Origin of the sequence: Leptolyngbya sp. PCC 6406, from assembly GCF_000332095.2 — a bacterium.
In the GTDB taxonomy this organism is placed as follows: domain Bacteria; phylum Cyanobacteriota; class Cyanobacteriia; order Phormidesmidales; family Phormidesmidaceae; genus PCC-6406.
In genome coordinates this window covers 4,499,328-4,525,382 of sequence record NZ_KI913949.1, presented here as the reverse complement: position 1 = coordinate 4,525,382, position 26,055 = coordinate 4,499,328, and the positions used below count along the sequence as shown (strand labels likewise).

19 protein-coding genes are annotated in these 26,055 nt (G+C 56.4%); 6 read left to right on the top strand and 13 right to left on the bottom strand.

Annotation, left to right across the window (positions count from 1 at the left end; all coding sequences use genetic code 11):
- Window positions 1–71: 71 nt before the first annotated feature.
- Window positions 72–458, bottom strand: coding sequence for a hypothetical protein (locus LEP6406_RS0220075; protein WP_008311945.1), 387 nt, complete (start codon window positions 456–458; stop codon window positions 72–74).
- Between the two features lie 175 nt (window positions 459–633).
- Between LEP6406_RS0220075 and hslO the strand changes: the two genes are divergently transcribed.
- Window positions 634–1,545 (top strand): Hsp33 family molecular chaperone HslO, encoded by a 912-nt coding sequence (hslO, locus tag LEP6406_RS0220070; RefSeq protein ID WP_008311942.1) that lies wholly within the window; start codon window positions 634–636, stop codon window positions 1,543–1,545.
- 165 nt (window positions 1,546–1,710) lie between these two features.
- Here the strand turns inward: hslO and LEP6406_RS0220065 are convergent, their stop codons facing one another.
- Window positions 1,711–2,232 (bottom strand): HugZ family pyridoxamine 5'-phosphate oxidase, encoded by a 522-nt coding sequence (locus LEP6406_RS0220065; protein ID WP_008311939.1) that lies wholly within the window; start codon window positions 2,230–2,232, stop codon window positions 1,711–1,713.
- Between the two features lie 50 nt (window positions 2,233–2,282).
- On the opposite strand from LEP6406_RS0220065, the gene LEP6406_RS30575 reads away from it, so the two are divergent.
- Window positions 2,283–2,864, top strand: a complete 582-nt coding sequence (locus LEP6406_RS30575; RefSeq protein ID WP_008311937.1) for an SRPBCC family protein — start codon at window positions 2,283–2,285, stop codon at window positions 2,862–2,864.
- A gap of 770 nt (window positions 2,865–3,634) precedes the next feature.
- Here LEP6406_RS30575 and LEP6406_RS0220050 read toward each other — a convergent pair.
- Window positions 3,635–3,946: a sll1863 family stress response protein gene (locus LEP6406_RS0220050; RefSeq protein ID WP_008315541.1), complete on the bottom strand. Its 312-nt coding sequence runs from the start codon at window positions 3,944–3,946 to the stop codon at window positions 3,635–3,637.
- 330 nt (window positions 3,947–4,276) lie between these two features.
- On the bottom strand, window positions 4,277–4,771 hold the full coding sequence (locus LEP6406_RS0220045) for a hypothetical protein (protein WP_008315543.1): 495 nt from the start codon (window positions 4,769–4,771) through the stop codon (window positions 4,277–4,279).
- 1,617 nt (window positions 4,772–6,388) lie between these two features.
- Between LEP6406_RS0220045 and LEP6406_RS0220040 the strand changes: the two genes are divergently transcribed.
- A complete protein-coding gene (locus LEP6406_RS0220040; protein WP_008316879.1) occupies window positions 6,389–7,138 on the top strand; it encodes a DUF4114 domain-containing protein in 750 nt (249 codons plus the stop codon).
- Between the two features lie 686 nt (window positions 7,139–7,824).
- Here LEP6406_RS0220040 and LEP6406_RS0220035 read toward each other — a convergent pair.
- The 3 genes from LEP6406_RS0220035 to LEP6406_RS0220025 are packed head-to-tail and all read right to left on the bottom strand — an operon-like array spanning window position 7,825 to window position 11,099.
- Window positions 7,825–8,772: an ABC transporter permease gene (locus LEP6406_RS0220035; protein WP_008316881.1), complete on the bottom strand. Its 948-nt coding sequence runs from the start codon at window positions 8,770–8,772 to the stop codon at window positions 7,825–7,827.
- Between the two features lie 12 nt (window positions 8,773–8,784).
- Window positions 8,785–9,873 (bottom strand): ABC transporter permease, encoded by a 1,089-nt coding sequence (locus LEP6406_RS0220030; RefSeq protein WP_008316884.1) that lies wholly within the window; start codon window positions 9,871–9,873, stop codon window positions 8,785–8,787.
- A gap of 35 nt (window positions 9,874–9,908) precedes the next feature.
- Window positions 9,909–11,099 (bottom strand): BMP family ABC transporter substrate-binding protein, encoded by a 1,191-nt coding sequence (locus LEP6406_RS0220025; RefSeq protein WP_008316886.1) that lies wholly within the window; start codon window positions 11,097–11,099, stop codon window positions 9,909–9,911.
- An 876-nt stretch (window positions 11,100–11,975) separates the two neighbouring features.
- On the opposite strand from LEP6406_RS0220025, the gene LEP6406_RS0220015 reads away from it, so the two are divergent.
- The gene (locus LEP6406_RS0220015) at window positions 11,976–12,851 is read left to right on the top strand and encodes an ABC transporter permease (RefSeq protein ID WP_263971200.1); all 876 of its coding nucleotides are present in this window, start codon (window positions 11,976–11,978) and stop codon (window positions 12,849–12,851) included.
- Between the two features lie 278 nt (window positions 12,852–13,129).
- On the opposite strand, the gene LEP6406_RS0220010 is transcribed toward LEP6406_RS0220015, so the two are convergent.
- The 4 genes from LEP6406_RS0220010 to trpB all read right to left on the bottom strand — a co-directional run bounded on the left by LEP6406_RS0220010 (window position 13,130) and on the right by trpB (window position 17,597).
- Window positions 13,130–15,037 (bottom strand): SLC13 family permease, encoded by a 1,908-nt coding sequence (locus LEP6406_RS0220010; RefSeq protein WP_008312310.1) that lies wholly within the window; start codon window positions 15,035–15,037, stop codon window positions 13,130–13,132.
- A gap of 181 nt (window positions 15,038–15,218) precedes the next feature.
- Window positions 15,219–15,659: an SRPBCC family protein gene (locus tag LEP6406_RS0220005; protein ID WP_008312311.1), complete on the bottom strand. Its 441-nt coding sequence runs from the start codon at window positions 15,657–15,659 to the stop codon at window positions 15,219–15,221.
- Between the two features lie 13 nt (window positions 15,660–15,672).
- Window positions 15,673–16,383 carry a ribonuclease D gene (locus LEP6406_RS0220000; protein ID WP_008312312.1) on the bottom strand — a complete coding sequence of 237 codons (711 nt, stop codon included), beginning with the start codon at window positions 16,381–16,383 and terminating at the stop codon, window positions 15,673–15,675.
- The gene (trpB, locus tag LEP6406_RS0219995) at window positions 16,380–17,597 is read right to left on the bottom strand and encodes a tryptophan synthase subunit beta (protein WP_081748164.1); all 1,218 of its coding nucleotides are present in this window, start codon (window positions 17,595–17,597) and stop codon (window positions 16,380–16,382) included. Before trpB ends, LEP6406_RS0220000 begins: the two co-directional genes overlap by 4 nt.
- Before the next feature lie 158 nt (window positions 17,598–17,755).
- Between trpB and LEP6406_RS0219990 the strand changes: the two genes are divergently transcribed.
- Together LEP6406_RS0219990 and LEP6406_RS0219985 are read left to right on the top strand one after the other, a co-directional pair.
- Window positions 17,756–20,590 (top strand): cation-translocating P-type ATPase, encoded by a 2,835-nt coding sequence (locus LEP6406_RS0219990; RefSeq protein WP_008312314.1) that lies wholly within the window; start codon window positions 17,756–17,758, stop codon window positions 20,588–20,590.
- A 33-nt stretch (window positions 20,591–20,623) separates the two neighbouring features.
- The gene (locus LEP6406_RS0219985) at window positions 20,624–21,100 is read left to right on the top strand and encodes a nucleoside deaminase (protein WP_008312315.1); all 477 of its coding nucleotides are present in this window, start codon (window positions 20,624–20,626) and stop codon (window positions 21,098–21,100) included.
- 257 nt (window positions 21,101–21,357) lie between these two features.
- Here LEP6406_RS0219985 and LEP6406_RS30570 read toward each other — a convergent pair whose 3' ends face one another.
- On the bottom strand, window positions 21,358–24,780 hold the full coding sequence (locus tag LEP6406_RS30570) for a sensor domain-containing protein (protein WP_225886585.1): 3,423 nt from the start codon (window positions 24,778–24,780) through the stop codon (window positions 21,358–21,360).
- A 370-nt stretch (window positions 24,781–25,150) separates the two neighbouring features.
- Window positions 25,151–25,942, bottom strand: a complete 792-nt coding sequence (locus LEP6406_RS0219975; RefSeq protein ID WP_225886705.1) for a phosphate ABC transporter ATP-binding protein — start codon at window positions 25,940–25,942, stop codon at window positions 25,151–25,153.
- Window positions 25,943–26,055: the final 113 nt, after the last annotated feature.

The window sequence follows — 26,055 nt, the reverse complement described above, 5'->3', positions numbered from 1 at the left end:
ACGTTTGAGTCTTGACTAGGCTTCGACAAGCTCCGTCGAACGAACTCCGTCGAAGGAAGCCCGCGCTACGCTCACTCCAGCGTGGTAGCGAGAAAGTGCCGCAGTCGCCACAGATTAGTGGTTTGGGCCAAATTCAGAGGTAGGGGAGAAATACCCTCCAAGCGAGACTGCACCCAGCCCTCGCCCCAAGACCATTCATGGAAGCCATCAATACTCCCCGCCATCACCAGTCGTAGTCGCTGGGGGGTGCAGTCCGTCACCTGATGCTGGATCTGCACCGGACCCAACTGGCTCGAAAAAGCCAGCCCCGGTTGCAGCACATCCGGTAGCCCGTCGGAAAACTGCTGAGGCCAAAGCCACCGACGAAACTGGCGGGGCTCCAATAGACAGGCTCGAATATCCAACGCTGTTGCCGCTAGCTCAATACGGAGGGCGCTCTGCTGAAAAGTGCCAAGCATAGGGTTCTGGGGGATTCTAGAAAACTGCCGTGACGGAGAGACTATCCACCCCGCGCCTACCAGTATGCCAGGGGAAACGCTGAGGGTTAGACCATTTGGACCTAGGGCGGGCACAAGTAAACAAACCCCCTACAATAACAGTGACAAATAACGTTACGAAACTTTAGGCGGGGCTATGGCAGATCAACTCATTCGAGCAACCGCAGCCGCAGGGGGCATTCGTGTTGTTGGGGTGGTGACGACACGCTTAGTGCAAGAAGCCCGCCAACGCCACGGCCTTTCCTATGTGGCGACGGCAGCCCTGGGCCGAACCTTAAGCGCTGGCCTGCTGCTGGCTTCTAGTATGAAGCGGCCTGAATCTCGGGTGAATCTGCGCATCCGGGGAGATGGTCCCCTCGGGGGCGTACTGGTGGATGCGGGCTTGGATGGTACTGTTCGGGGCTATGTGGATCGCGGCTCCGTCGAAGTTCCCCTGACCCCTGAGGGGCAGTTGGATGTAGGCACGGCGATCGGGCGCAATGGATACTTGTACGTGGTGCGGGATGTCGGCTATGGCTACCCCTACTCCAGCACAGTGGAGTTGGTGTCGGGGGAAATCGGAGAAGACCTGACCTACTATCTAGCCATGTCAGAACAGACGCCATCGGCCTTGGTTCTGGGGGTCTTGGAGGGGCCAGATGGAGTCGCAGCGGCGGGAGGAATGTTGCTCCAGGTGATGCCTAAGGCGGCCCAGGACGAGTCGCTAATCACACTGTTGGAAACCCGAATGTCCTGCCTCTCAGGCTTTACCCCTCAGTTGCGGGAGAATAAAACCCTGCCCCAGATTTTTGAATCCCTGGTGGGAGATCTGGGCTTGGAAATTCTCCCCGGTAGTCAGATGCTGCGGTTCCACTGTCCCTGTTCCTCTAGTCGAATGCTAGGGGCGCTGAAGATGTTGGGGGTGGATGAACTCCAAGACATGATTGAGCAGGATGACGGAGCTGAGGCGACCTGTCATTTTTGTGGCGAGGTCTACAGGGCAACGGCGGAGGATCTATCTCAACTAATCTCGGCGCTCCGAATGGAGCGCTCTGGCGCGTCTTCTTGAGGCTGGCAGTCTAGAACTCTAGAACTCGCACCCAGGCTATACCTGGGCGACTCCCTAGCTGCTTTACCGCAAATTCGACAAATTCGACGGTCAGAGGCAGAGCCTCTGGAGAGGTTCCCACCCAGAGGCGGGAACGAAGCGGGGAACGAAGCGGAATGGCCGACCCTACTGTTCCAGTGGAATGAGGCGATCGCAATTGGTAGGGTCTACCGCGTAGGCAGCCCCAAAGCCGACCACAAAGCGGCCCGATTTCGGGGTCAACTGAAAGATCTGAAAGTCCGGGAGTTGTCGCAGCATAGTGACGAGGTTGCCAAAACGGGTTTGAAAATAGTCTGCCAAGCCGCCCCAGTTAGGATCGTGGCGCTCGATCAGCAAGGCTTCGCAGTCGTACATGAGGCGCTGACGGGCAAAGATTTGCTGAGTCTCAGCTTCGTCCTGAATCAGCAGGATGCCCGCGCGGGGGGTGTGCTTGAGGTTGGCGGTATGGTTTGAGAGGCCACTGACAAAAATGTAAAAACAGCGATGGCCAGAGGCTGGTCCGAAACCATCGCGCCCATTTTGCTTCAGCACAAAGGGGGCATAGCTGGCCTGGGGCCAGCCCTCGGGGGTGACGGTACTGAGCATCAAACTCTGGACCCGTTCTGGAAATTGGCGATAAGCCGCTTCTATCTCCGCAAACTCAGCCATGGCGCAATCATCCGTTACAGTACTGGTTAGCAGTGTAAGTCAATACTTCTATGACTCCCGCCTCCACTCTGGATCCCTACATCACAACCCTATCCGAGGCAAATCAGTTGCTCCTGCGGCAGGGGGAGGTCGTGCTCGTGAAGGAGCAGGAGGGTCAGTATCAAGTCTGGACTTTGGTGACAGCACCACCTCGTCAGGTGTGGTCGGTGCTGACAGACTATGAGCGATTCCCGGAGTTTTTGCCGGGGGTTTTGTCCTGTCGCGTACTGGAGCGGCAAGGGGGCCGTACTGTGGTAGAACGCCGCGATCGCCGTTGGATTGGCGTGATGCCCATTAAGGTCCGCATTGTCACGGAGAACTTTGCGACCCTAGAGGACTGTCGCGATGCTCCGGGACCAGATCAAGGAGGTCGTCGCATTGACTATCGCCTAGTCAAGGGGAGCTTGGACAGGATGGAGGGGGCTTGGCGGCTGGTTCCCTTGGAGCCAATTATGAATTCCCCAACCACTTTGCTGGTGCAATCTATTTACGCCAAAGCTAGTATGGGGCCGTTCCAGGGCTATTTTTTCAGCATCTTTGAGCAGGGATTACGGGATACCATGGCCGCCCTCCGCCAGGAAATGGAACGCTAGTGCTGTGCGGCGTAAATACTCTGACTGTTTCATCGTGGCACACCTCGGCCCCTCACCCCAGCCCTCTCCCCCTGGGCTACTGTGTATACATAACTCCTGAAACTCTTGCGGCCAGGGCTTTCCCTCATCCCCCAGCCCCTTCTCCCAGGAGGCTATTTTGCATACACAATCGATCTCTGGCTCGTTTTCTCAAAATCTTGATGCTCTAGAACCTTGATTTCTCGTTGCCAGTTCTCAATAGACTGGGTTTATTGAGAACTGACTGATGCCTGAAATAGGCACTAGGCAACGGTTTCAAGACTTGTGTGTACACAGTAGCCCCCTGGGAGAGGGGACCGGAACATGTTGAGCTGGCGCGGCAATAGTGGACTGATTCACGCCCTGCGAGTCCCCTAGGACATGTGGACAATTAACGAGAAAACCCTTGCAGGGAAAGAAACTTGCGCTGCAATGATCATGGGCACGATTTCCTCTAAGGGACCATTGCACTCATCCTCTCGGTTAAGGCAATAAACCGAACAGTCATCATCACCGACCTGTCGGTGCTCAACAAACTGGAATCCCAGCCGTTCATAAAAACGATGGTGAACTTAAGCCGAGCAGGGCTAGCCCTGCTCGGCTTAAGTTCACCTATCCCCGTTATTCCCGTTGTCATGGGAATCTATGTCGGGTGTGTCACGGCACAAATGACCCTGGCTTCCGGGTCTCCCCCTTCGGGACTCACCCGGAATGACGACGACGAAATGGGGGTAAAATTACGCCGCAGGGTCCTAGCTGTCAAACTGCTTGGTAGCCTTCTCTAGGGACTTAGCTAGTTCATTCCAAGCTGACTCAAAGCCCCCTTGAATTTCCTGCCAAGCGGTTTCCCCAGAACTTTGCAATTCCTCTAGCTTTGCCTGAACCGCATCGCGCTTAACCGTCAATTCCTCTAGGGTGCTGTGATAGGAAACCGCAGCATCCGACTTCATCTGATCGGCCTTGGCCCGATATTCATCAAGCTGGGCATTAATTTTATCAAGTTGGGCTTTGACTTTCTCTTGGTAAGCCTGTCGCGTATCGGTACTAGGAGTTTGAAGAGCCATAATTTCCTCTTGCTACATTTCAAAACACTTTTAACGGTAGCAACTGAACTTGGAGAATGCCTAGCCCCAGAATTCGATCTCGCCCTCAAGATAGAAATAAATCATGGATTTCCCTATCTTTTTGCCCATATCTTAAAGTGCTGTCTCTATCCATAGATAGACGATTATCTCTTCACCCATAAAATCTTTTACCCCTATCCATCGAGTCTATCGAATAGATTCGTGTGTGATATAGCGATCCTGCATGAGCTTTGAGCAAGTGTCTTCCTGGGTTACGCTTCGCTTTACCCACGCTACGAAGATCTTCAACAATTAAATGGGATTGCTATATTACTCTTCTTGGCGCGATCGCGCTCTCTGTTTAAAATGCTCAAAGTCAATCACCTGGGAGTGGCGGGCTGTTTCCCAGAGGTCGGCCACAATCTCAGCCATTTTGGGTAGGGTCAGCAGTTGTAGTTGCCCCACGTGGCGATTAGTCCGCCCCGCCACCCGTACTATTTCTTGACCTTGGGTGTTAGGCCCCTCATGCCGTACCCAGGTCACTTCCCCCTCAGTAATGATCAAGTGCTTGTTATGGAGCCAGGGATCATCCCCATGGGCGGCTAAAAATGCCAGGATTTTGCGAATGGTTTGGAGAGAAGTCTGCCGCCGCAAATGATTGATGGTACGCAGTTCTAAAATCTGGCCCCAGGAATAAAACACCTGGCTTCTACTGCCTTGCTCCAATCGATAGGGGATAACAATGCCCGTCTTGGCTAGGTAGGCCAAGCGACTGGCACTGGTGCGGGTCAAAATCATCGCTTCGCGCCGGGTAAATCGTTCCATCCACAGCCTCGCCAGCGGAAAGATTGGGCTAGGGAGCCAGCTCTAATCTAAGCGACCTTCCCCGGTAATTCATAGGTATGGATGTTCGCCCTGGTTGGGTCAAAAGACCGATCATCAGCGGCTGTCTAAAAGCTAGTACTGGGCGGCGAAAATACCCTGGCTGTTCTATAGTGGCACACTCGGCCCCTCACCCTAGCCCTCTCCCAGGGGGCTACAGTGTACACATATAGCGCTTCTCACTCGGGTTAAGTACAGGCAAGGGACTTAAGCCCCTTGTTCCCCGAATTGCCATCAAGTTGAGCTGTACCTCATCCATTAGGGAACCGCTATAAGTCACTATTTGATGTGCACCCTGGCCTGACCCACTCTAACTCCCCCTTGTAAAGAGGGAGGACTAGAGTTTCCCCCCTTTAGGGACTCGCAGGAAAATAAGGTACCCATTGCCACCTTGCCTATTGGTGCATTGCTGCGCGTGGGCGAAGCCGCGCCTTAGCGCTATGCACCCTACAGTGATCAACGCTTCCGGTACTTTATTTAGACGCAAGTCCCTTACAAGGGGGGATTAAGGGGGGAGTGCCAGGGGCATCAGCACCCTTCAGAAATATGTGTATACAAGCAGCCCAGGGGGCGAGGGGACTGGAAAAGGTTGGGCTGGTGCGACAATAGTGGACTGATTTACGCCCTGCGGTACTAGGGGCTGTGGACAAGCAAATACTGGCATGGACATTCCCGACTCAGTGCAGCCACGCCTCTCTGATCCTTGCTTCACAACTAAACCTGTAGGGGGCGGCACGGGCATAGGGCTGTCCCCTACTGTGCATGTCCCCTTAGTCTCCCCTTTCCAAGGGCTACCGTGTCTGTAGCGATTTTGCATGAGCTTTGAGTACGCCTCTTCGTGGGTGAAGCGAAGCGTAACCCACGCCACGTAGGTCTTCAGAAATCAAATGGGGAATTGCTATACCCATCTCGGTTGCTGCCTCAAAATGCTGCATTGGCCCCCTTGCTTCCCCCAATTTTGGGGAGGGATAACTCCTCTTATACTGGGTACTTAAGAGGACAGATTCTCTCTCAATTTTTTCCTGGATTCTACGGAAAAGAGTATTTCAGATATCCGAAAAAACAACGATTAATCCCAAGGGCGTCTTCCGTATATTTCCTTATGGAGTCATGGAGAAAGTTATTGACTCCTTCACCTAACCCAATCAAAACCTATTTTTCGGTAAGGGCAATCCCCAAAATCATGGGTTGCTGACCCTCCTTCAGAGTAAGCTTATTTCACCCTAAACCGTTGCAGAACAAGGGATTTATCCCATGGGAGCAAGTATTTTCTCATTACTTCCGATCCCTTACTGATGAAAGCCCTGTCCCTAGATACTAGGGAATTACCCTGAAGGAGTAGTGTTTTTATCAGGGCCTCATAAAAATCCTGAATAATTCAAACTTTAGATGAATTCCTCTTCTTTTCTCGACTAACCTCTATCTCTAGCACTAGATTGGATTCAGCGGGGAAGGTGGTACATCCATTAATATTTAAGCTTTTTCTATCTGTAAAGCTACATCTATTATTCCTACCCCTCTATTCTGTTCATCCAACTTTTGCAAGGTAAATTAGTGGCCATGAAATTCTCGACTATCTCCTGCCTGAAAGGATTAGCAGCTACCACTGCATTGCTGGCGGCGACCCTTTCTGCGTCAGCAGCCCAGGCCATTTCCCTGACTACGGAGCAGTGGAGTTTCTTCAATTCCTTTGTCCAAACGGAGCGCCAAGCCTTCACCGCACTTGACCTGCAATCCGCCCGGCCAGACCAAATGATGTGGTCTGGGGCGGCGGATGCTCTGGAGGTGTACTTCATTAACGAAGGGGCAGGGTATCGCAACCAATTACTCTTCAGTGCCAATGGTGGCCCCTTGGAGATGGTGTTCAACGATGTGTCTTCCCCCAACAGCATTCTGCGCAATGCCGATGGGCCTCTAGCTCTTGGGGAAGGCCGCAACCTGGGGGGATTCTCCCGAGGGACGAACATTCAGTTCTTTGTTAACTCCAATGGCTACAGCCGAGGAGAAAACGAAACCAATGCCACACGGCTGCTGGGGCCAGATCCCTTTGCCGCTAACACTCGCAACAATGGTCTGCAACATATCGTGGCCTATGATCTGGAAGCCTTTGGATCCAACTGGCTGTTGTTTGGCTTCGAAGATATTATCGGCGGGGGCGATCTCGACTATAACGATGTGGTCTTCGTGGTGCGCGGTCTCACTGCCAACGGGGCAACGGTGCCGGAACCTGGGGCGGTGTTGGGTTTTGCGGTCCTAGGGGCTGTGGGTCTAGTATCTCGGCGCGGCAAGGATCAGTCTGAAGAAGCTTAACCAAAAGGGGGGTGGGGAGCTTGGTCTGCCTAATCCTTCGGTAACGCCTAGGGCTGGGCTATGGATGATCAATCCACTTCGGGTGGGGAGCTTGGTCTGCCTAATCCTTCGGTAACGTTCCCTTGGGGGGCCGATCTCGATCGGCCCCCTTATTTGCAAATGAGGGTAGGGATAGCCATTGAGATGTCCCTGATCTACTCTCCATCAGGACTCCGGAGTAGTTGGCCCAGCGATTGCGGGAGCTGGGCTAACTGCTCCGCCCGTGTCAATAGGTAATGTAATGGGGCAACTTGAGATAGCGCTCATACACCATGAACTTATCCGGGGGCTGAGCGGTCACACTCCCTGGAGACTCCGATATTGGCCCTGGGTAAAACGACCTAAATCCGCTGCTTCAGTACTGAGGGATAACAGCTCGATGCCTGTCTGAAAGACTTACAACTTCGCTCAGCCCTCGATCACTGAAGGTTGAGCGAAGTCGTTCGTTTACGTCTCCCGGAGGGAGAAAACCTGGCCACTGGTTACACTAGTAACCCGCAGATCCCTAGCTGGGGCTGCAAATCATGAAATAGGTCTCGCGACGGGCTAGCGCCAACATCGGGCAACCCAGGCTCCTCCGGGAACTTGCTGGGCAAATCATACATGGTGGGCAACGTTTCCCGAGGGGAGCGGGGCGGGTCACTCTATCAATCCGCCTTACCCAGGGCTCCGGGGGCACCGATCAGGGTGCGCTGGGGGGAGCAGGTGATGACCATGATCAGCAGGGTCAGGATGTAGGGGGCGGCGTTGAACAGGTAATAGTAGGAGTTGATGCCGACGGACTGAAAGGCGGGGCCAATGGCCTGGGCTCCACCGAACAGTAGCGAGGCCCAGAGGCACTGCACAGGCCGCCAGCGGGCAAAGATCACCAAGGCGACCGCCATCAAACCTTGGCCGCTGGAAATCCGCTCCGTCCAAACACCGGGGTAGTAAAGGGACAGGCAAGCGCCACCGATGCCTGCCAGAAAACTGCCCGCCATGATGCTGAGGAATCGAACCTTGAAGATGGAAATGCCCATGGCCCGCGCAGCATCGGGGCTATCCCCAACGGCGCGGATGTAGAGCCCCCAGCGGGTAGCCCGGAAAAACCACTGCATCAAAGGCGCGATCGCAACGCCGATCAAAAACAGTGGGCTCACCTTCAACGCCGACTGCATCGCTGGGTTCGTACTCCACGCGCCCCAGTCAAAGGTAAAAAGTTGGGGAGCCTGGGGCTGAATAAAGGGCTTGCCCAGGAAAAAGGCCAGACCACTGCCAAAAATGATCATGGCGATGCCCACCGCCACATCATTGACACGGGGCTGCTGGGCCAACCAGCCATGGAGCGCCCCCAAGGTCATCCCCGCTACCCCCGCCGCCAATACCCCCAGCCAGGGAGCCCAAAAGCTTCCCACCACCCCTTGAGTTAGGTAAGCAATGCCGTAGGCGCTCATGGCCCCCATCAGCAGCGTCCCCTCTAGGCCCAGGTTGATTTTGCCGCTTTTCTCCGTCAGGCATTCCCCGAGGCTAACAAACAGAAACGGGGCGCTACCCCGTAGCGTACCAGCGAGAATGCCCAACGGCACCCCCCACCAGCCCAATGCTTCACTTGCCATGGTGGTGATCTCCTATGAGGATGCTTTTTCTTGAAACCAGGGGAAACGACCGTAGAGGGAGTCGCTGAACAGAACGCACAGAAAGACGATGCCCTGGAATACCAGCACCGTGGCATCTGGGAGGTTATGGGAGCGTTGTAAGATGCCCCCGCTAGCCAAAATGCCCCCAAGCAAAATCGCCACCAGTACCGTTGCCAGCGGATTATGGCGGGAGACAAAGGCTACGAGAATCCCGGCGTAGCCGTAGTTCGACACCAGGGACTCATTGATGCGTTTTTGCACCGCCGCCACCTCTACCATGCCCGCCAATCCGGCACAGGAGCCCCCTAGAAAGCACACCGCCAGGGTGAGCTTACCTACCGGCAGGCCCGCAATTCGCGCCGCCCGGACATTGCCCCCGGCGGTCCGCGCTGCAAAGCCAAAGGTGGTGCGCTGGATCAGCACATAGGCAATGACACAGACGATCAAACCGTAGAGAAGACCGTAATGGATGCGGCTTCCCGGTAGGTTGCCGATCCACAGGGAGGGGTCTAGCTCCGCTGAGGAGGGTTTGGTGACAAACCCGGAGTCCCGCATCGGGCCTTCAACCATGTGGTTCAAAAGTGCGATCGCAATATAGTTCAGCAGCAAACTGCTAATGGTCTCATTCACACCCCGGTAGTGGCGCAACGCCCCCGCCAGCATGATCCATAGCCCCCCAGCCCCCAAAGCTGCGATCGCCATCATTCCCTGAGCCATCGGGGAGGGTAGACCCGTGCCAATACTGAGCCCGGTAATCGTTGCCGCCAAGCCCCCAATCACCAAAGCCCCTTCATTACCAATGATCACCAGCCCCAAACGGGCGGGGAGAGCCGTACACAGAGCCGTCAACATGAGCGGAGAGGCTCGGATCAGCGTATTTTGCCAAGCACTCCAGTTGCCAAAGGCCGCCCTGTAGATAGAGCCATACACGGCAAAGGGATTTGCACCCTGGAGGGCGCAGAATACCCCAAAAATAACCAGTGCCCCCAAGAGCGCCCCGATGGGTAACGCCACCGCCTCCAAGGGTTTTCGCCAACGATCAAACCAAGGGGCTGATCCGCCTGCCTGTGCGATCGCCATAGTTTTATATTCAGCGTTAGGTTTCCGCGTTAGGTTCAGCCTTCAACTTTGCCTTGGACACCTTCAATCAGGTAATCCATTTGTTCTAGCTCAACATTGGTCTGCTCATAGGCTGACCCCTCAGGCAGCAAGACTTTACCCGTGTTGTCCTTCAGCTCACCCTGGTAGATGATCAATTCCTCCTTCAAGAGCTGATCCTGGGCCGACGCCACCGCTGCCTTGGCCTCCTCAGAAACCGCCGGACCAAAGGGCGATAGCTTACAGAACTTGCCCGCAAGCCCCCCCCGGAGAATGTGCTCAATATCCCCATTCATCAAGGTTTTACCCTCGACAAACTGCTCGCCCAAACTGGTGTAAATGCTAGACCAATCCCACTCGGCCCCGGTTAGGTAGCCGTTGGGGGCTAGGGGTGACTGATCGGCATGGTAACCCGTACAGTAAATACCCCGCTTTTCAGCAGTTTCAATCACCACCTTAGGGCTGTCCACGTGGCAGGTGACCACATCAATCCCCTGGTCCGCCATGCTGTTAGTAGCCTCCGCCTCCTTCACCGGCAATGCCCAATCCCCAGTGAAAATGACCTGAGTTGTGATGTCGGGGTTGACCGTCTTGGCCCCCAGGGTATAGCTGTTGATGTTACGGAGCACCTGGGGAATCGGCTTGGCGGCGATAAAGCCCAGTCGGCCCGACTTAGAGGCATGGGCCGCCACAATTCCCGCCAAATATTGGGCCTCGTCAATATAGCCAAAGTAGCTGCCCACGTTATCCGGGTGTACCCCCTCTTGGTACATGCCCCCAGCGTGAAAGAACTGCACCTCTGGAAATTCCGATGCCAGATCCAGAATGTAGGGGTCAAAGTAGCCGAAAGAGGTGGGAAAAAGCACCTTAGCCCCATCAATTTCGATCATGCTGCGCATGGCCTCAGCTACCGAACTGGTCTCCGGCACGCTGGCTTCCTCCACCAGGGTAATTCCCGGCACATTGGCAGCCATTGCTGCCGCCCCCAAGGCATGGGCCTGGTTATAGCCGAAGTCATCCTTAGGGCCAACGTAGATAAAGCCCACCACTAGGTTGTCTCCCCCACCGTCGCCGCCAGCACTGGCTCCATCCCCTGGAGCGGGGCTACAGGCGGTGCCGAACTTGGTCACCATACCAAAGGCGGTGGTGGCCATAAGACCCCGCACCACTTGTCGCCGAGAAAACCGAGGCCGCCTGGGATATGTCATAACTGGAATCCTTTACCCACAAGAACACAATTGAATTAAACTGGCCGGACTGCTAGTACCCCAACCCTACCGAATGGTCCTAGGGGACTTGAGGAGAGAGGAGATCCCCTGATGGGGGGAAGCTAGATGCAATGCCTAAACCATAGGATTCAGTAAATATAAGCTTTGTTTTTGTATCAAAAGCTGCTTTCTGATACCAACCACGGCAAATTGGTCAGTTCTGGATGGGTTCAGGTAATACACCGGGGCTTTTCCGAATCTCCACCCCAAACTCCGCAAGATTTATTAATATTTCATGGGGCTCTCCCTTGATTTCTCCAGCCATACTGGCTTCAGCGGCACGGGCTGAGGACTCCAACACCGAATTGCACCGGGGTTGCAGCAACAGAGCAAGGCGGGGGTTGGACCCAATCCCAAATTCCCACCACCGCGCAGGACGGGTTTGGAGGAGCCACAGTCCATTCTGGATTCCCCACGACAGAGCAGGGCGGGTTTGGAGCCTTTCCCAATCAATACGAGCCAAACCTGTCCCTACGGGGTTTACCCCAACACCCCCATACGGGTCACTCGGCAACAAGGGCAACCATCCTATGCCCTCTGGGCATAGCTAACGCTGGGGCGGAGCCTGCCCGGAGGGCATAGGACAGGCAAGGATTGCCCCTACGGATTCAGATCAATATCGGTCACCCGGAAACTGGGCAGGGCGGGTTTTGAGCCTCCCATTTGGGATTTCCCAGTGGACACGAGCTAAACCCGCCCCTACGGCGACATCCTGCATTGGGCGCGGAAACCGTGCCCCTACCTCCACCCCCGATCACGGGTCACGTCAATCCTGGATTACCCGGCACTGGGTAGGGTGGGTTTTGAGCCTCCCATTTGGGATTTCCCAATGGACACGAGCTAAACCCGCCCCTACGGAATTTACCCCATCACCCCATCACCCCATCACCCCATCACCCCATCACCCCATCACCCCCCATGCTCCCCCTCCTCATTGCCGAACTCAAACGCACCTGGATTCAATTCATCCGCTACCCAGCGGAGGTGATCGCGGGACTGGTGATCATTACCTCCGTGTTCTATGGCTTGTTCCTGAGTGCCCAGTACATGACCGGGCCAGGGTTTAACTTTGGCGATCGATTGGATGCGGTGGTTGTGGGCTATGTGCTATGGACCCTGGTGCTCTACATCATCAATGACATCGCCATTGGTCTCCAGTCAGAAGCTCAGACCGGGACCCTGGAGCAGGTATTTTTGTCCCCATTTGGAGCCCCTCGGGTATTTCTAGCGCGGGCGGTGGCCAGTCTGGCTTTGCGACTGACGCTGATTGTGGGCATTGTCCTGATCCTGATGGGGATTACGGGCAGCCGTTTGTCCTTTCCCCTCACTTTGATCTTTCCCCTCTTCAGCCTGGTGATGGCGGGCTATGGACTGGCCTTCATCATGGGTGCCTGTGCTCTGGTGTTTAAGCGGGTACAGCAGGTGCTGGGGGTGTTTCAATTCGTACTGCTGTTTCTCCTAGCGGCTCCGGTGGAGGAATGGGAGGGCACAATGGCGTGGTTGCGCTACCTGCTACCGATGCTGCCCAGTACGGGGCTCTTGCGGGATCTGATGGCGCGGAATGTAGGTCTGGATTGGGCTACCCTGGGGCTGGCGATGGTGAATGGCTTTGGCTATCTGGGGCTGGGGCTCTTGCTGTTTCGCTGGGCGGAGAATACGGCTAAGCGGCGCGGTACCCTGGGGGGCTACTGAGGGCGCGATCGCACTTTAGGGACTCGCAGGAAAATAGCGCCCCATCCGTAGGGGTGTGTGTGAGGGTGTGAGGAATTTTGAGTTTTGAGTTTTGAATTGATCCCGTAGGGGCAATCCCTTGTGGTTGCCCTTGTTGCTGGGTGATCGGTGTTGGGGTAAATTCCGTAGGGGCGGGTTTAGCTCGTGTCCACTGGGAAATCCCAAATGGGAGGCTCAAAACCCGCCCTGCCCAGTGCCGGGTAATCCTACCCAGATCCAGGGCAGGGAGCTGGAACCCTCTAGAAGGGATAGACCAGGGGCGCGATCGCAATCGTAATCGCCCAGAACAGGAGATTCAGGGGAATGCCGACCCGCATGAAATCCGTGAAGCGGTAGCCGCCAGGACCATAGACCATCAGGTTCGTCTGGTAGCCGATGGGGGTTGAAAAGCTGGCGGAGGCCCCCACCATGATGGAAATGACAAAGGGCATAAAACTGACCCCTAGGGTTTGGGCCAGGGCCAAGGCAATGGGAAACATCAGGGCAGCGGCGGCATTGTTGGTTACCACTTCCGTAAGCAGGGTGGTGATGCCGTAGACCATCGCTAGGGCCAGCCACGGGTTTTCTCCAGCAAAGCCCAGTAGGGTGGTTGCGATCGCACCTGCTGCCCCCGTCACCTCCAGAGCCTTGCCGATGCCCAGGGCAGCCCCAATCACCAATAGAACCGACCATTCCACATTGCGGAGGGCACGACTGGGGGAACAGCAGCCCGTCGCCAGTAGCACTATGGCGGCGATGATGGCCGCCTGCAACATGCTCAACCAGCCCAAGGTTGCCACCACCACCATAGCCGTGAGGACCACGAGGGCCATAGGAGCCTTTTCATGGCGCAGGGGTTCCGAGTCGGGGATGCCACTGACCAGATAAAAATCGCGGGAGGATCGCTGCCGCTCTAAAAAGGCAGGGTTGGTTTCCAGTAGCAACGTGTCACCAGGACGTAGACGGATATCGCCAATTTTGCCCTGGAGCCGTGCCCCATTGCGGGCCACTGCCAGCACCACAGCACTGTAACGACTGCGAAACTGCCCTTCGCGAATCGTGCGGCCCACCAGGGGACAACTGTCGGAGACGACGGCCTCGATCAGGCAGCGATCGCTGCGGCGTCCGTCTAGTTTGAATACTTGGTCGGTAGCGGGGGCCAACCCCGGCAGACGATGGAGATCCACAATCGAATCCACCAGCCCCACAAAAACCAGTTGATCATCGGCCCGCAGCAGTTCCTTTGGACTAACGGCGGGAAGGACCACAGGCCCCCGAACAATTTCGGCCAAGTATAGGCTAGGCAGTTGGCGGAGGCCCGCCTGTTCTACTGTTTTACCTACTAAAGGCCCCTCGGGGGCGATCACCATCTCTACGGTGTACTGGCGGACATCCTCCGCATCTCCCATGACGGGCTTGCGTTCGGGTAGCAACCATCTCTGGGTCAAGAACAAAAAGGTTGTACCTGCGATCGCACAGGGCACTCCCACCCAAGTGATGTCCAGAAATTGCAGGCTGGAGTAGTCCGTTTCTGCAATGAGCAAGCCATTCACCACGAGGTTGGTACTGGTGCCGATTAGGGTGCAGGTGCCGCCAAAGATCGCAGCATAGCTGAGGGGAATCATCAGCTTAGAGGGACTGATGCGGAGCTTGCGGCACCAGGTATTCACCACCGGGATAAACAGGGCCACCACTGGGGTATTGTTCAAAACCGCACTCAGGCCCATGATCGGCAGCATCAGCCGCAATAACGCCCGAGATGGGGTCCGGGGCAGCCCCAGTACCTTCTGAGAGATCCAGCCCAACGCTCCGGTTTGCTGAATTCCGGTGACGACGATATACAACACCCCCACGGTGACCATGCCGCTATTACTAAACCCTGCCAGAGCCGAGGCTTCATCCAGAATGCCACTGACAAACAGAACCCCCAATCCCCCGAGGAAAATAATTTCGGCGGGCAAGCTGGTGGCGGCATTGAGGCCAAAGGTGAGCAGGACCACCGCCAAGGTCGCCCATCCAGTCCAGTCCAGATGGGTGAGGGGTGAGTCGGTTCCTAGGGCATAGCCCAACGCGATCGCGCCCCCCACCCCCAGCAGGGCCGCAAATCTCCAGCGTCGGGATAGCCCAGTCCAACGCCGGGTTTTCGCCAATCCTGCTTTTAGGTGCATCGCCCAGGCTCCACAGAATACTGCTCTAGTTAATCCCGGTTTTATGTGAAATGCAACTGAAATTTATCTAGACTTCATAGAGATTGCACTTGAAATTCAAAATCCCCTGGTAACTGGCTCCTGCCTCCTACCGTCTGAGCGTTGCCCCGGTAAGGATTCCAGCAGTTGCAGAAGGGCAGATCTACAGCCGCTCGGCGACCTGCTTCAGCCGCTTCAGTTGGGCCGTCATGTCCCGTTGGGTCCACTGGGCGGCAAAGGTATTGAAGCCGTAGGCTACGAGGGGATTGGGGATCTTGAACTCAAAGCGGTTCAGGAGATGGGTGCCTGCTGCTGTGGGGATGCATTCCCAGCGATCGCAGCCCTGGAAAAACCCCTCAAACCCCCATACCACCAGTCCGGGCTGGCGCTCTATCACCGTGCTGAGCAAGCTGGGTCGCAGCAGGGGCACCTGGATCACAAAGCGAGTCTGTCCCCCCAGATTCGTATTCCAGCGATCGCCGATGGGTTCACAGCGCAGGGCGGGATTTAGCCATTGATGCATGAGGTCTCGGTCGGTGACACAGCGTTCCACGGTGCTGGCACTAGCCAGAATATCGATGGCCTGTTCAAAGACTTGGGGCATGGGTTAGGGCAGACTAATGCTCAAAGATATTGCCGTACTGCATCAGGTCTAAGGAGACAAAGGTGGGGATGCAGGCGAAGCAGTCCTGGGCTAGTTCCCAGCGGCCCTCCCGCTTCAGCATGGTGGTGAGGATGTCGCGTACCTGGTGCAGGTAGCGCACATCGTTAGCGGCATAGCCCAGTTGCTCTGCCGATAGGTTCATAGCATCGCCCCAGTCAGAACTTTGGGCAGTCTTGTCCAGTTCCACCCCCGTCAGCTCCCGCACCAGTTCCTTCAAACCGTGTTTGGGGCTGTAGGTGCGAATCAGTTTGCTGGCGATCTTGGTGCAAAAAATGGGGGTGACGGTGATGTCCAGGTGGTAGCTGAGGGTGGCGAGGTCAAACCGGGCAAAGTGGAAAATCTTTTGTACTGAGGTCGCCTCTAGCAGGGCCTTAAGATTAGGAGCTTCCTGTTGGCCGCGCTCAATCCGCACGACGCTGCCGTAGCCATCGGCCCCGGCCAATTGCACTAGGCAAAGGCGATCGCGCTGGGGCAGCAAACCCATGGTTTCGGTATCAATGGCGATGGCATCCTCATTGAGGTAGCGGCTGAGGAGTTCGTTGGACAGATCGCGATCGCAGATCTCAAAGTCGTTCCCGGCGGAATTCCCAGCAGCATTCGTGGAATCTTCTGGGGGAGACGCCTCCGTAGACGCCTCTGTAGCGGTAGTCCTATCCTGGCTCACAGCAAATTCCCCAACACCTTGGCTACCGTCTGCACATCCTTATCCCCCCGCCCCGAACAGTTAATCACAAGCCGGGGACTGCCGGGTTGGGCATTGAGCTGAGGACAGAGAATTTCCAAATAGGCAAAGGCATGGGCCGTCTCCAGGGCGGGGATGATCCCCTCCTGTTCCGACACCAGACGAAAGGCTGCCAGAGCCTGAGCATCGGTGATGCTGTAGTACTCTGCCCGTCCCGTTTCCTTCAAAAAGCTGTGCTCTGGCCCCACACCGGGATAGTCCAGACCAGCGCTGATAGAGTGGGCCTCAATCACCTGACCCTGGGCATCCTGAAGCAGGTAGCTCATAGCCCCGTGGAGCACCCCCACCCGTCCCTGGGTCAAGGTAGCAGCGTGCTTACCCGAGAGTACCCCTTCCCCCTCCGCCTCAACACCGATGAGGCGCACAGAAGGAATGTCAATGAATTCATGGAATAGGCCCATAGCATTAGAGCCGCCCCCCACACAGGCCATCAAGATATCCGGGAGTCCGCCCCATTTCTCCTGACACTGACTGCGGGTTTCTTGGCCAATGACGGCGTGGAAATCCCGCACCATCATGGGATAAGGATGGGGACCGGCCACGGAGCCCAGAATATAGTGGGTGGTCTCCACGTTGGTGACCCAGTCGCGAATCGCCTCCGAAGTGGCGTCCTTGAGGGTACCCGTACCCGCCGTTACTGGCCGCACCTCCGCCCCCATTAGGCGCATCCGAAATACGTTGAGTGCCTGCCGTTCCATATCGTGCTCACCCATGTAGATGACGCACTGGATGCCGAAGCGGGCGCAGACCGTGGCGGTGGCCACCCCATGTTGCCCCGCCCCCGTCTCGGCAATCACCCGCTGCTTGCCCATGCGCTTGGCTAAGAGCACCTGCCCCAAGGCGTTGTTGATCTTGTGGGCTCCCGTATGATTCAGGTCTTCTCGCTTGAGGTAGATCTGGGGACCGCTACCGTCGGGGCGGCGGTAGTGGGTTGTGAGGCGTTCCGCAAAATAGAGCGGGGTGGCCCGCCCGACATAGTCCTTGAGTAATCCCTCTAGCTCCGCTTTGAAATCCGCTTCATCCCGATATTGGTAATAGGCGTGCTCTAGCTCCGCCAAGGCGGGCATCAGAGTTTCCGGGACATACTTGCCGCCGAACTGGCCAAAGCGGCCCAGGGCATCGGGGCGGGGAGCCATCCCTAGGGACTGGGGGGCGACGGGGGCGCGGGGGGTAAGGGGCGTCTGAGTCACAGAGCTGGGCCGAATGAAGGACGTTGCGTGAGTCTCATTATACGGAATCCATAGCAGCGCTATAACATGAAGGCATTGTGACAAGGGTATTCGGACTGACGGCGATGGCAGATACATGGCTCAATCCCCCTTCCGATGGCTGGCATACCCTAGATCCACATCAAGCCCTAGAGCTGCTCCAGAGCGATCGCCAAACAGGTCTCTCTACTCAGGCTGCCAACGATCGGCGGGCTGTGGTGGGGGCTAATGTTTTAGAGGAAGTCAAAGGTCGCCCATCCTGGCGCATTTTTCTAGACCAGTTCACCAACATTATGTTGCTGATGCTGGTGGCGGTGGCCTTAGTGTCGGGAACCCTGTCCCTGCGAAACCAGGAGACGCCTCGGGATGCGATCGCAATTTTTGCCATCGTGATTTTGAATGGGGTCCTAGGCTACCTTCAGGAAAGCCGTGCTGAGAAGGCCCTAGCCGCCCTGAGAAAAATGTCCTCCCCTCTGGTCCGAGTGACACGAGAAGGACACCTGCTGGAGGTCCCCGCTCCAAACCTCGTCCCTGGAGACGTGATGCACCTAGAAGCGGGGAGCCAAGTGTCGGCGGACGGTCGCCTGCTAGAAGCCTCCAATTTCCAGGTGCGGGAGTCGGCTCTAACCGGGGAAGCCCATCCCGTGATGAAGCAGGCTCAGGATGGGTTGACAGCGGATACGGGCCTCGCCGATCGCACCAATCTCGTCTTCCAGGGTACAGAGGTGACTAATGGACGGGCCGTCGTTCTCGTTACCGGCACAGGGATGCAGACGGAACTGGGGCGCATCGCCACGCTGTTGCAAGGGGTTAAGAACGAACCCACCCCCCTCCAGATCCGGATGGATCAGTTGGGCAATACCCTAGTGACGGGTTCCCTAATCCTCGTGGCTATTGTCGTTGTCGGCGGCGTGATCCAAGCGGGGTGGGAAGCCTTTGAATCCCTACTGGAAGTCTCCCTCAGCATGGCGGTAGCCGTGGTACCCGAAGGGCTGCCCGCCGTCATGACCGTCACCCTGGCCATCGGCACCCAGCGTATGGTGCGCCGCAATGCCCTAATTCGCCGTCTGCCGGCGGTGGAAACCCTAGGCTCCGTCACCACCATCTGCTCCGATAAAACCGGCACCCTCACCCAAAACAAAATGGTGGCCCAGCAGGTCCGCACTGCCTCCTGCCAATACCAAGTGAGCGGCAGTGACTACGCCCCCCTCGGCACCTTTGACGCCATCGGTGACGCCGTCGGTGGAGCGACCCCCCATGATCTCGCCCAAAATCAGCCCGCCCAAAACCAACCAGAGCTATACCGATTACTCCTCTGTGGCCTGATGTGCAATGACGCAGTGCTGCAAAAAGAACGGGGAGAATGGGCCATCCTCGGCGACCCTACGGAAGGCTGTTTAGTCGTGTTAGCGGGGAAAGCAAAGCTGAACCAAGGGGCCTTGATGGAGGCGCTGCCTCGGGTGGCGGAATATCCCTTTTCCTCAGAACGGAAGCGCATGAGTGTGGTGGTGGCCCCCAAAGGCAATGTTTCCCCCTGGCTGGCGGAGGCAGACTACTGGTTGCTGGCGAAGGGTTCCCCAGAGCTCCTGTTGGAGTGTTGCCAGCGGGTCCAAGTCCAGACGGGGCAGGAGCCCCTGGCAACCGCCAATCGCCAGACCATTCTGGCGATGAATGAATCCCTGGCCAGTCAGGGGTTACGGGTCTTAGGGTTGGCCTATCGCCCCCTAGATCAGAAACCCGCTGAGAACGCCACTGAGGAGACGTTGGAACAGGATCTAATCTGGCTCGGACTGGTGGGCATGATGGATGCCCCCCGCCCTGAGGCGCGGGAGGCGGTGCGGCGCTGCCGTCAGGCGGGTATCGTGCCCATGATGATCACTGGGGATCATCAGCTCACAGCCCAGGCCATCGCTCAAGATATGGGCATTGCCGCCAAGGGTGATCGCGTCCTCAATGGCCGTGAGTTGGAAAAGATGAGCCAGTCGGAGCTAGAGACAGCGGTGGCGGATGTACGGGTTTTTGCCCGTGTCTCTCCGGAACATAAGCTCCGCATTGTGCAGGCTCTCCAGACCCTGCACCACGTTGTCGCCATGACCGGGGATGGGGTGAATGACGCCCCCGCCCTAAAACAGGCGGATATCGGCATCGCCATGGGGATCACGGGTACCGATGTCAGCAAGGAGGCGAGTGACATGGTGCTGCTGGACGATAACTTTGCCACCATTGTCGCTGCCACCGAGGAGGGGCGGGTGGTCTATACCAACATCCGCCGCTTTGTGAAATACGTCCTGGGCTCCAATATCGGTGAGGTGCTTACCATTGCCGCCTCTCCCCTGCTGCTGCCTATTTTGGATGTACCCCTCACGCCCCTGCAAATTCTGTGGATGAATTTGGTCACCGATGGCTTTCCAGCGCTAGCCCTAGCGGTGGAGCCCGCTGAGCCCGATGTCATGAACCGTCCCCCCCATGACCCTCAGGAGAGTATCTTTGACCGAGGGCTAGGGGCCTACATGATCCGCATTGGGGTCGTCTTTGCGGTGATCTCTGTGACGCTGATGTATTGGGCCTATCACCATGCCCAAAATCCGGCCTACCCTGGTGATCCCGAACGGTGGAAGACAATGGTCTTTACCACCCTCTGTCTGGCTCAAATGGGCCACGCGATCGCAGTACGGTCCAGCACCCAATTCACGTACAAGATGTCTCCCGCCACCAACCCCTTTGTATTGTTTGCGGTGGTGATTACCACGGTGTTGCAGTGGATGCTAATCTACGTCGAGCCCTTCCGAAATTTCTTTGGCACCCAACTGCTAAGTCCAATGGAACTGGCGATATGCTTTGGCTTCAGCACGTTGCTGTTTGTCTGGGTAGAACTGGAAAAACTGGTGAAGCGCTGGATTAAGCGAACGGATTTAGAGTAGAGCGCGACAGCTATAGGCACAGTTAGGTTAGGTATGGACAACGACTCAGAACAACTTATGCAGGTAGCGATTGATCTGTCCTTTGAGGCCATGCGATCGCAGCGCGGCGGCCCCTATGGCGCGATCGTAGTCCGGGATGGGGAAATCATTGGCCGGGGGATGAATGAAGTCACCTCTCGCCATGACCCCACTGCCCATGCCGAAATGACCGCCATTCGCCAAGCCTGCGCCCATCTCCAGAGTTGGCACCTAGAGGGTTGTGAACTGTACACCAGTTGCGAACCCTGCCCCATGTGCATGGCCGCTACCTACTGGGCACGCATTGACCGGGTCTACTATGGCAACAGCAAAGAAGTCGCCGCCCGCTATGGATTCAACAGCCAGATCTTCTACGACGAGCTAGCGCTCCCCCTCTCCCAACGCCAGATCACCATGATTCCCTACATGGAAACCGAGGCCGAAGCAGCCTTTGAGGAATGGGACGCCAAGGCGGACAAAGCGGATTACTAGGGATTGGCAGGGGTGATGGGGTGGGGGTATTGGGGTATTGGGGTATTGGGGTATTGGGGTATTGGGGTAGGGGCGGGTTTGGCTCGTGTTGGCCGGGAAATCCAGAATGGGAACCTCCAAACCCGCCCTCCGACTCACAAACCCCCGATTCGAAACAGATACCTGGTAGGGGCATTGCACTGCAATGCCCCTACGAATCGGGGTTGTACAGACAGGATTTGATATTAAGCCCCTTGTCTGCTTGATGGAATCAGAATTCAATCAGAGAGCCAGGTGGGTTGGCTGGTGAGCAACTCTGCGGCTTCTCGGGCACTGAGGGCACAGGAGAAGAAAAAGCCCTGGGCACTTTCACAGCCCAGATCCTTCAGGATTTGCAACTGCTGGGCCGTTTCTACCCCCTCTGCGATCGCTTCCATTTCCAGGCTGTGGGCCAGGGCCAGGATCGTTTTCACCATGGCCACACCGCGATGGTCTTCCTCCAGTCGATTGACAAAGGAGCGATCGATCTTGAGCACCTGTACCGGGTATTGATGCACCATGCTCAGAGAGGAATAGCCCGTGCCAAAGTCATCGATGCACAGCTCAATCCCCTGCCCCCGCAGATTACTGAGAATCACTGCGGCCATGGCCGGGTTATCAATGAGGGCACTTTCGGTAATTTCCAACCGTAGGTGATGGCCCGCTAATCCCGTTTCTCGCAGGGTTTCTTGAATGCGATCCAGCAGGCGCAGACTGGAAAACTGCTTTACCGATAGGTTCACACTCATGGTCAAGTGCTGGGCTTGGGGCAGGGCTTGCTGCCACTGCCGTAGTTGGGCGCAGGCTCGGTGACGAATCCAGCGGCCAATCAACAAAATTGCCCCGGTTTCCTCCGCTAGGGGAATGAACTGGCTGGGCTGAATCGGACCAAAGTGGGGATGGTTCCACCGGGCTAGGGCTTCAAAACCAGAGATGCGCCCCGTATCGAGTCGCACAATGGGCTGATACACCACCTGAAGCTCATCTCGCTCAATTGCCCGCTGGAGGTCCGTTTCCAAAATGAGCCGGGTGGTATTTTCCACATGCATGGCGGGGTTAAACACTACACAGCGGTTACGGCCCCGTTCCTTAGCTTGGAACATGGCAATGTCTGCATCCCGCAAGCAGTCCACCGGGTCGATAGAGCCATTCAAGCTAGAGGCAATGCCGATGCTGGCGCTGACAAACAGTTCCCGGCCATCGATCAAAAAGGGATCTCGCAGGGCTGTTTGTAGATGTTCTGCTATGGTGATGGCCCAGTTGAGGTCAGGGACATTGTCGAGGAGCAGAGCAAACTCGTCCCCGCTCAGTCGGGCAAACACATCGCAGTCACGGGCAACGGTGGCAAGGCGTTGAGTGCAGGCCATGAGTAGGCGATCCCCTGTCAGGTGACCGAGACTATCGTTAATCACCTTGAAGCGATCGAGATCGATGAATAGCACCGCAAAGGCGTAGCTATCGGGGGCCATCTGGGCCTGTTTGCTGGATGCCTGGAGGTATTCCATAAAGAAGGCGCGGTTAGGAGCCCCGGTGAGGGGATCGTGGTACGCCTCGTAGGCGAGTTGATCCTCAAATTGACGCCGCTCGGTAATGTCCATCAGGGTGCCAAAGATTCGCACCACTTGCCCTTCGGGGTTACATTCCGCATCCCCCAGTAGAGACACATAGCGAGGGGGCTCTCCCATCGGACAAAGGCGACAGTCGAGTTGAAAGGATTGCCCTGTGAACTGGGCAAGAGTCAGGATCTCTTGCCACAGAGCCCGATCGTCGGGGTGGATGTAGGTGATCTGTTCTGCCAAGGAGGGGGGCGTGGCCGCGATGGGGAGCCCAAAGAGGCGAAAGACCTGATCGGACCAGAGCCATTTTTGGGTGGAGACCATCAGTTCCCAGTTACCAAGGCGCGCCAGTTTCTGAGCTTCCCGTAACCGCTCCTCTGCCCGCTGGCGCTCTGCCAGTTCTTGCTGGGCCTGTTCGTAGACTTGGGCCTGCTGAATTGCGATCGCGATTTGACTGGCGATGGTACGGGCTAGGGTAATTTCCTCCGGCTGCCACACCGAGCGATCGCCATTACAGGGGCGACTGAGGGTGAGGTTTCCCCAAATCTCCGGGTGTCCGGCCAACTGAAAGGGGACCAGCAGCCAAGACTCTGCCCGATCCGCCGCCAAGGGCGTGTTAATTGCATCGATCATCTGGCGCGTGTCGGTAATGGCAATGACCTCCCCCGCTCGCAATTTCTCCCCAATCCCATTGTCTTGATCGGAAATATCACTGCCCACGGGCAAGGGCGGCTCTGCCTCCCCACTATAGGAAGCCATGATCCGCCAGCAGTTGGGTTCGGGTAAATACTGCAAGATGGAGACCCAACTGTTGCCCAGTAAGGGAGCCACCGCCTCCACAACGGTGGAAAACACCGTATCTAGATCCAGGGATTGATGGATGACCTGGATCACCTGATTGAGGGCCTGTTCTCGCTGCACCTGATAGGCCAGTTGGTCGTAGGCTGTCTTGCGGATGGTGATGTCTTTGAAATACACCGCAAGTCCTGTGGGAATGGGATAGGCATGGACCTCATACCAGACTTGAAACGGGGGATAAAATGCCTCGAAGGTCTGGGTTATGTTTTCCCGCAGCACTATTTCGTAGGCCGTCTGAAAAACGGTGCTTATGGCTGAGGGAAATATCTCCCAAATCTGGTGTTCGAGCAGTTGGTCCCGGTGATGGTGCAGCAATTCCTCAGCGCGCTGGTTGACATAGGTGAAGCAGAGCTGTTCATCCAGGGCAAAAAAGCCATCGGTCATGCTCTCTAAAATATCGACGATGTGCCGTTGCGAGTCCTGCAACGCAATTTCCGCTTCCTTGCGATCGCGGATATCCTCCACGACTCCCAAGGTGGCATAGACCTCCCCCAAGGCATCCTCTAAACGGCAGACTGTAATACTGACCCAGCAAGGCTCTCCCCCCTTGCTAAGGTAGCGTTTCTCTAGGGTGAAAATATCTCGCTCCCGTTGTAAGAGGGCGTGATACAGCTTCAGATCCCGCTCTAAATCATCTCCATAGGTGAGGGCTTGAAATGTGCGCCCCACTAGATCCGGTATCGTGTACCCCAAGAGATTCGCAAAGCAGGGGTTGACCCATTGAATCACCCCATCGGCATCCGCTTGGCAGATGCCGATGGGAGCCTGGTTAAAAATGCTGCGGAAACTCTGTTCTTCAGGCTGAACTGGGCGCGGCACCAGGGCCAGTAGGGTGCCCTCAGCATCAACTTGGGGCAGGCAGGGCAGATCACAGTGCTGAAACTTGAGCCACACCTGGGCTGGGGATAGATTCTCTGTCAAGAACGGCACCGACTGTACCACGTCCGCGACGGTCAAGGAATGAAGCATCGGTGCGATGATCTTCGATCGGTCTGCTGCCATGGCGCAATTGGGTCCAATGGCATCAGGGGCGAGCGGGTCAGACAGGGGGGCAACGGCAGAGGTCGTGTTCAGGGACTGAACCATGGCTCCTAACACCGCCTGGGCTGTTACCATGCCCACCACCCGCCCCCGTCGATCGACTACCGCTGCACAGCCCTGGGGCCTTAACGCCAGAAACTGACCTGCGGTCAAGAGGCTAGAGTCGGAATCTAGTGCAGGGCTGGCAGGGGCAGAAATAGGGGGCAAACCGGACCAATTGGGCTGCACTGGGAAAAATACCATCACCGATCAATCGTAGATAGTTTTCGGAGGCTCTCGGTTTCCAGGCGGGATGCCGCCTGAGCATGGCAAGCGCAAACCAATTCGCTCCGATATTCAAACCATCAACGAAATTTTGTCAACTTGCCTACCAAAAGAGTGCCCTCAGGGGGTTTCGCCCCTCAGATCCACCTCAGAAAAGTTACACAAACTGTAGTTTTGGGCTTCCCAAATCAGGGAAATCCCTTAGAGGAGACAATCAACGATCAAAAGTGTTATGGCTCAAAAAGTGCGATCGCACTTTTCTGGGGGATGTCTCTAAGTTTATCGATCATTATCCAACTTTCCCAAACGCAGTCTAGAAACTGGGACTCGCCAAGGCTCCCGACAGAGACGGCTTCGAAAGAGCCTGATAATACATATAGTCCCAGGTCGCTGCCTGACTAGGCTGAACAAAAATATCCGGCACCGGGCCAAACTCCACCAGCCGACCCACCTGTTCGCCATCGTAGGGAGCCATGTCAAAAAAAGCGACTTGATCTGACACCACCGCCGCTTGTTTCAGGTCATGGGTAACCATAACAATGGTGTAATGGCGCTTCAGGTCGTTCAGGAGATCGTTAATGATCCCCGTGGAAATCGGATCCAGGGAGGCGCAGGGCTCATCCATCAGCAACACCTCAGACCCCAGGGCCAGGGCCCGAGCCAGACATAGCCGCTGCTGCTGTCCTCCCGATAGGGTCAGGGCACTTTGGCGCAGTCGATCCTTCACATCCTCCCATAGCCCCACCTGGTGCAGAGCCACCTCTACCCGCTCATCTAGATCCCCTTGGTAGCCATTAATCCGCAGCCCCAGGGCAATGTTGTTATAGATCGATTTGGGAAACGGATTGGGCCGCTGAAAGACCATGCCAATCTGCCGCCGCAGCATCACCTGGGGAATTTGCCCCAGGGGCACTCCCTTGAAGGTAATGCGCCCCTTGATCCGAGCTGTAGGAACGAGATCATTCATGCGGTTAAAACAGCCTAGGAGGCTACTCTTACCGCAGCCAGAGGGACCGATGAAGGTCGTCAATTGCCGGGGCAAAATTTCCAGCGACACCTCCAACACAGCCGGACGATCCTTGTAATAGATAGACAGCCCTTCCATCTGCAAGATGGCATCTGGGACAGTGGACGTGGGGAGAGGGGAGGGTTGCATGGGTGGTGGGGTATTGGGGTGATGGGGTGGGGTGATGGGGTATTGGGGTGATGGGGTGGGGG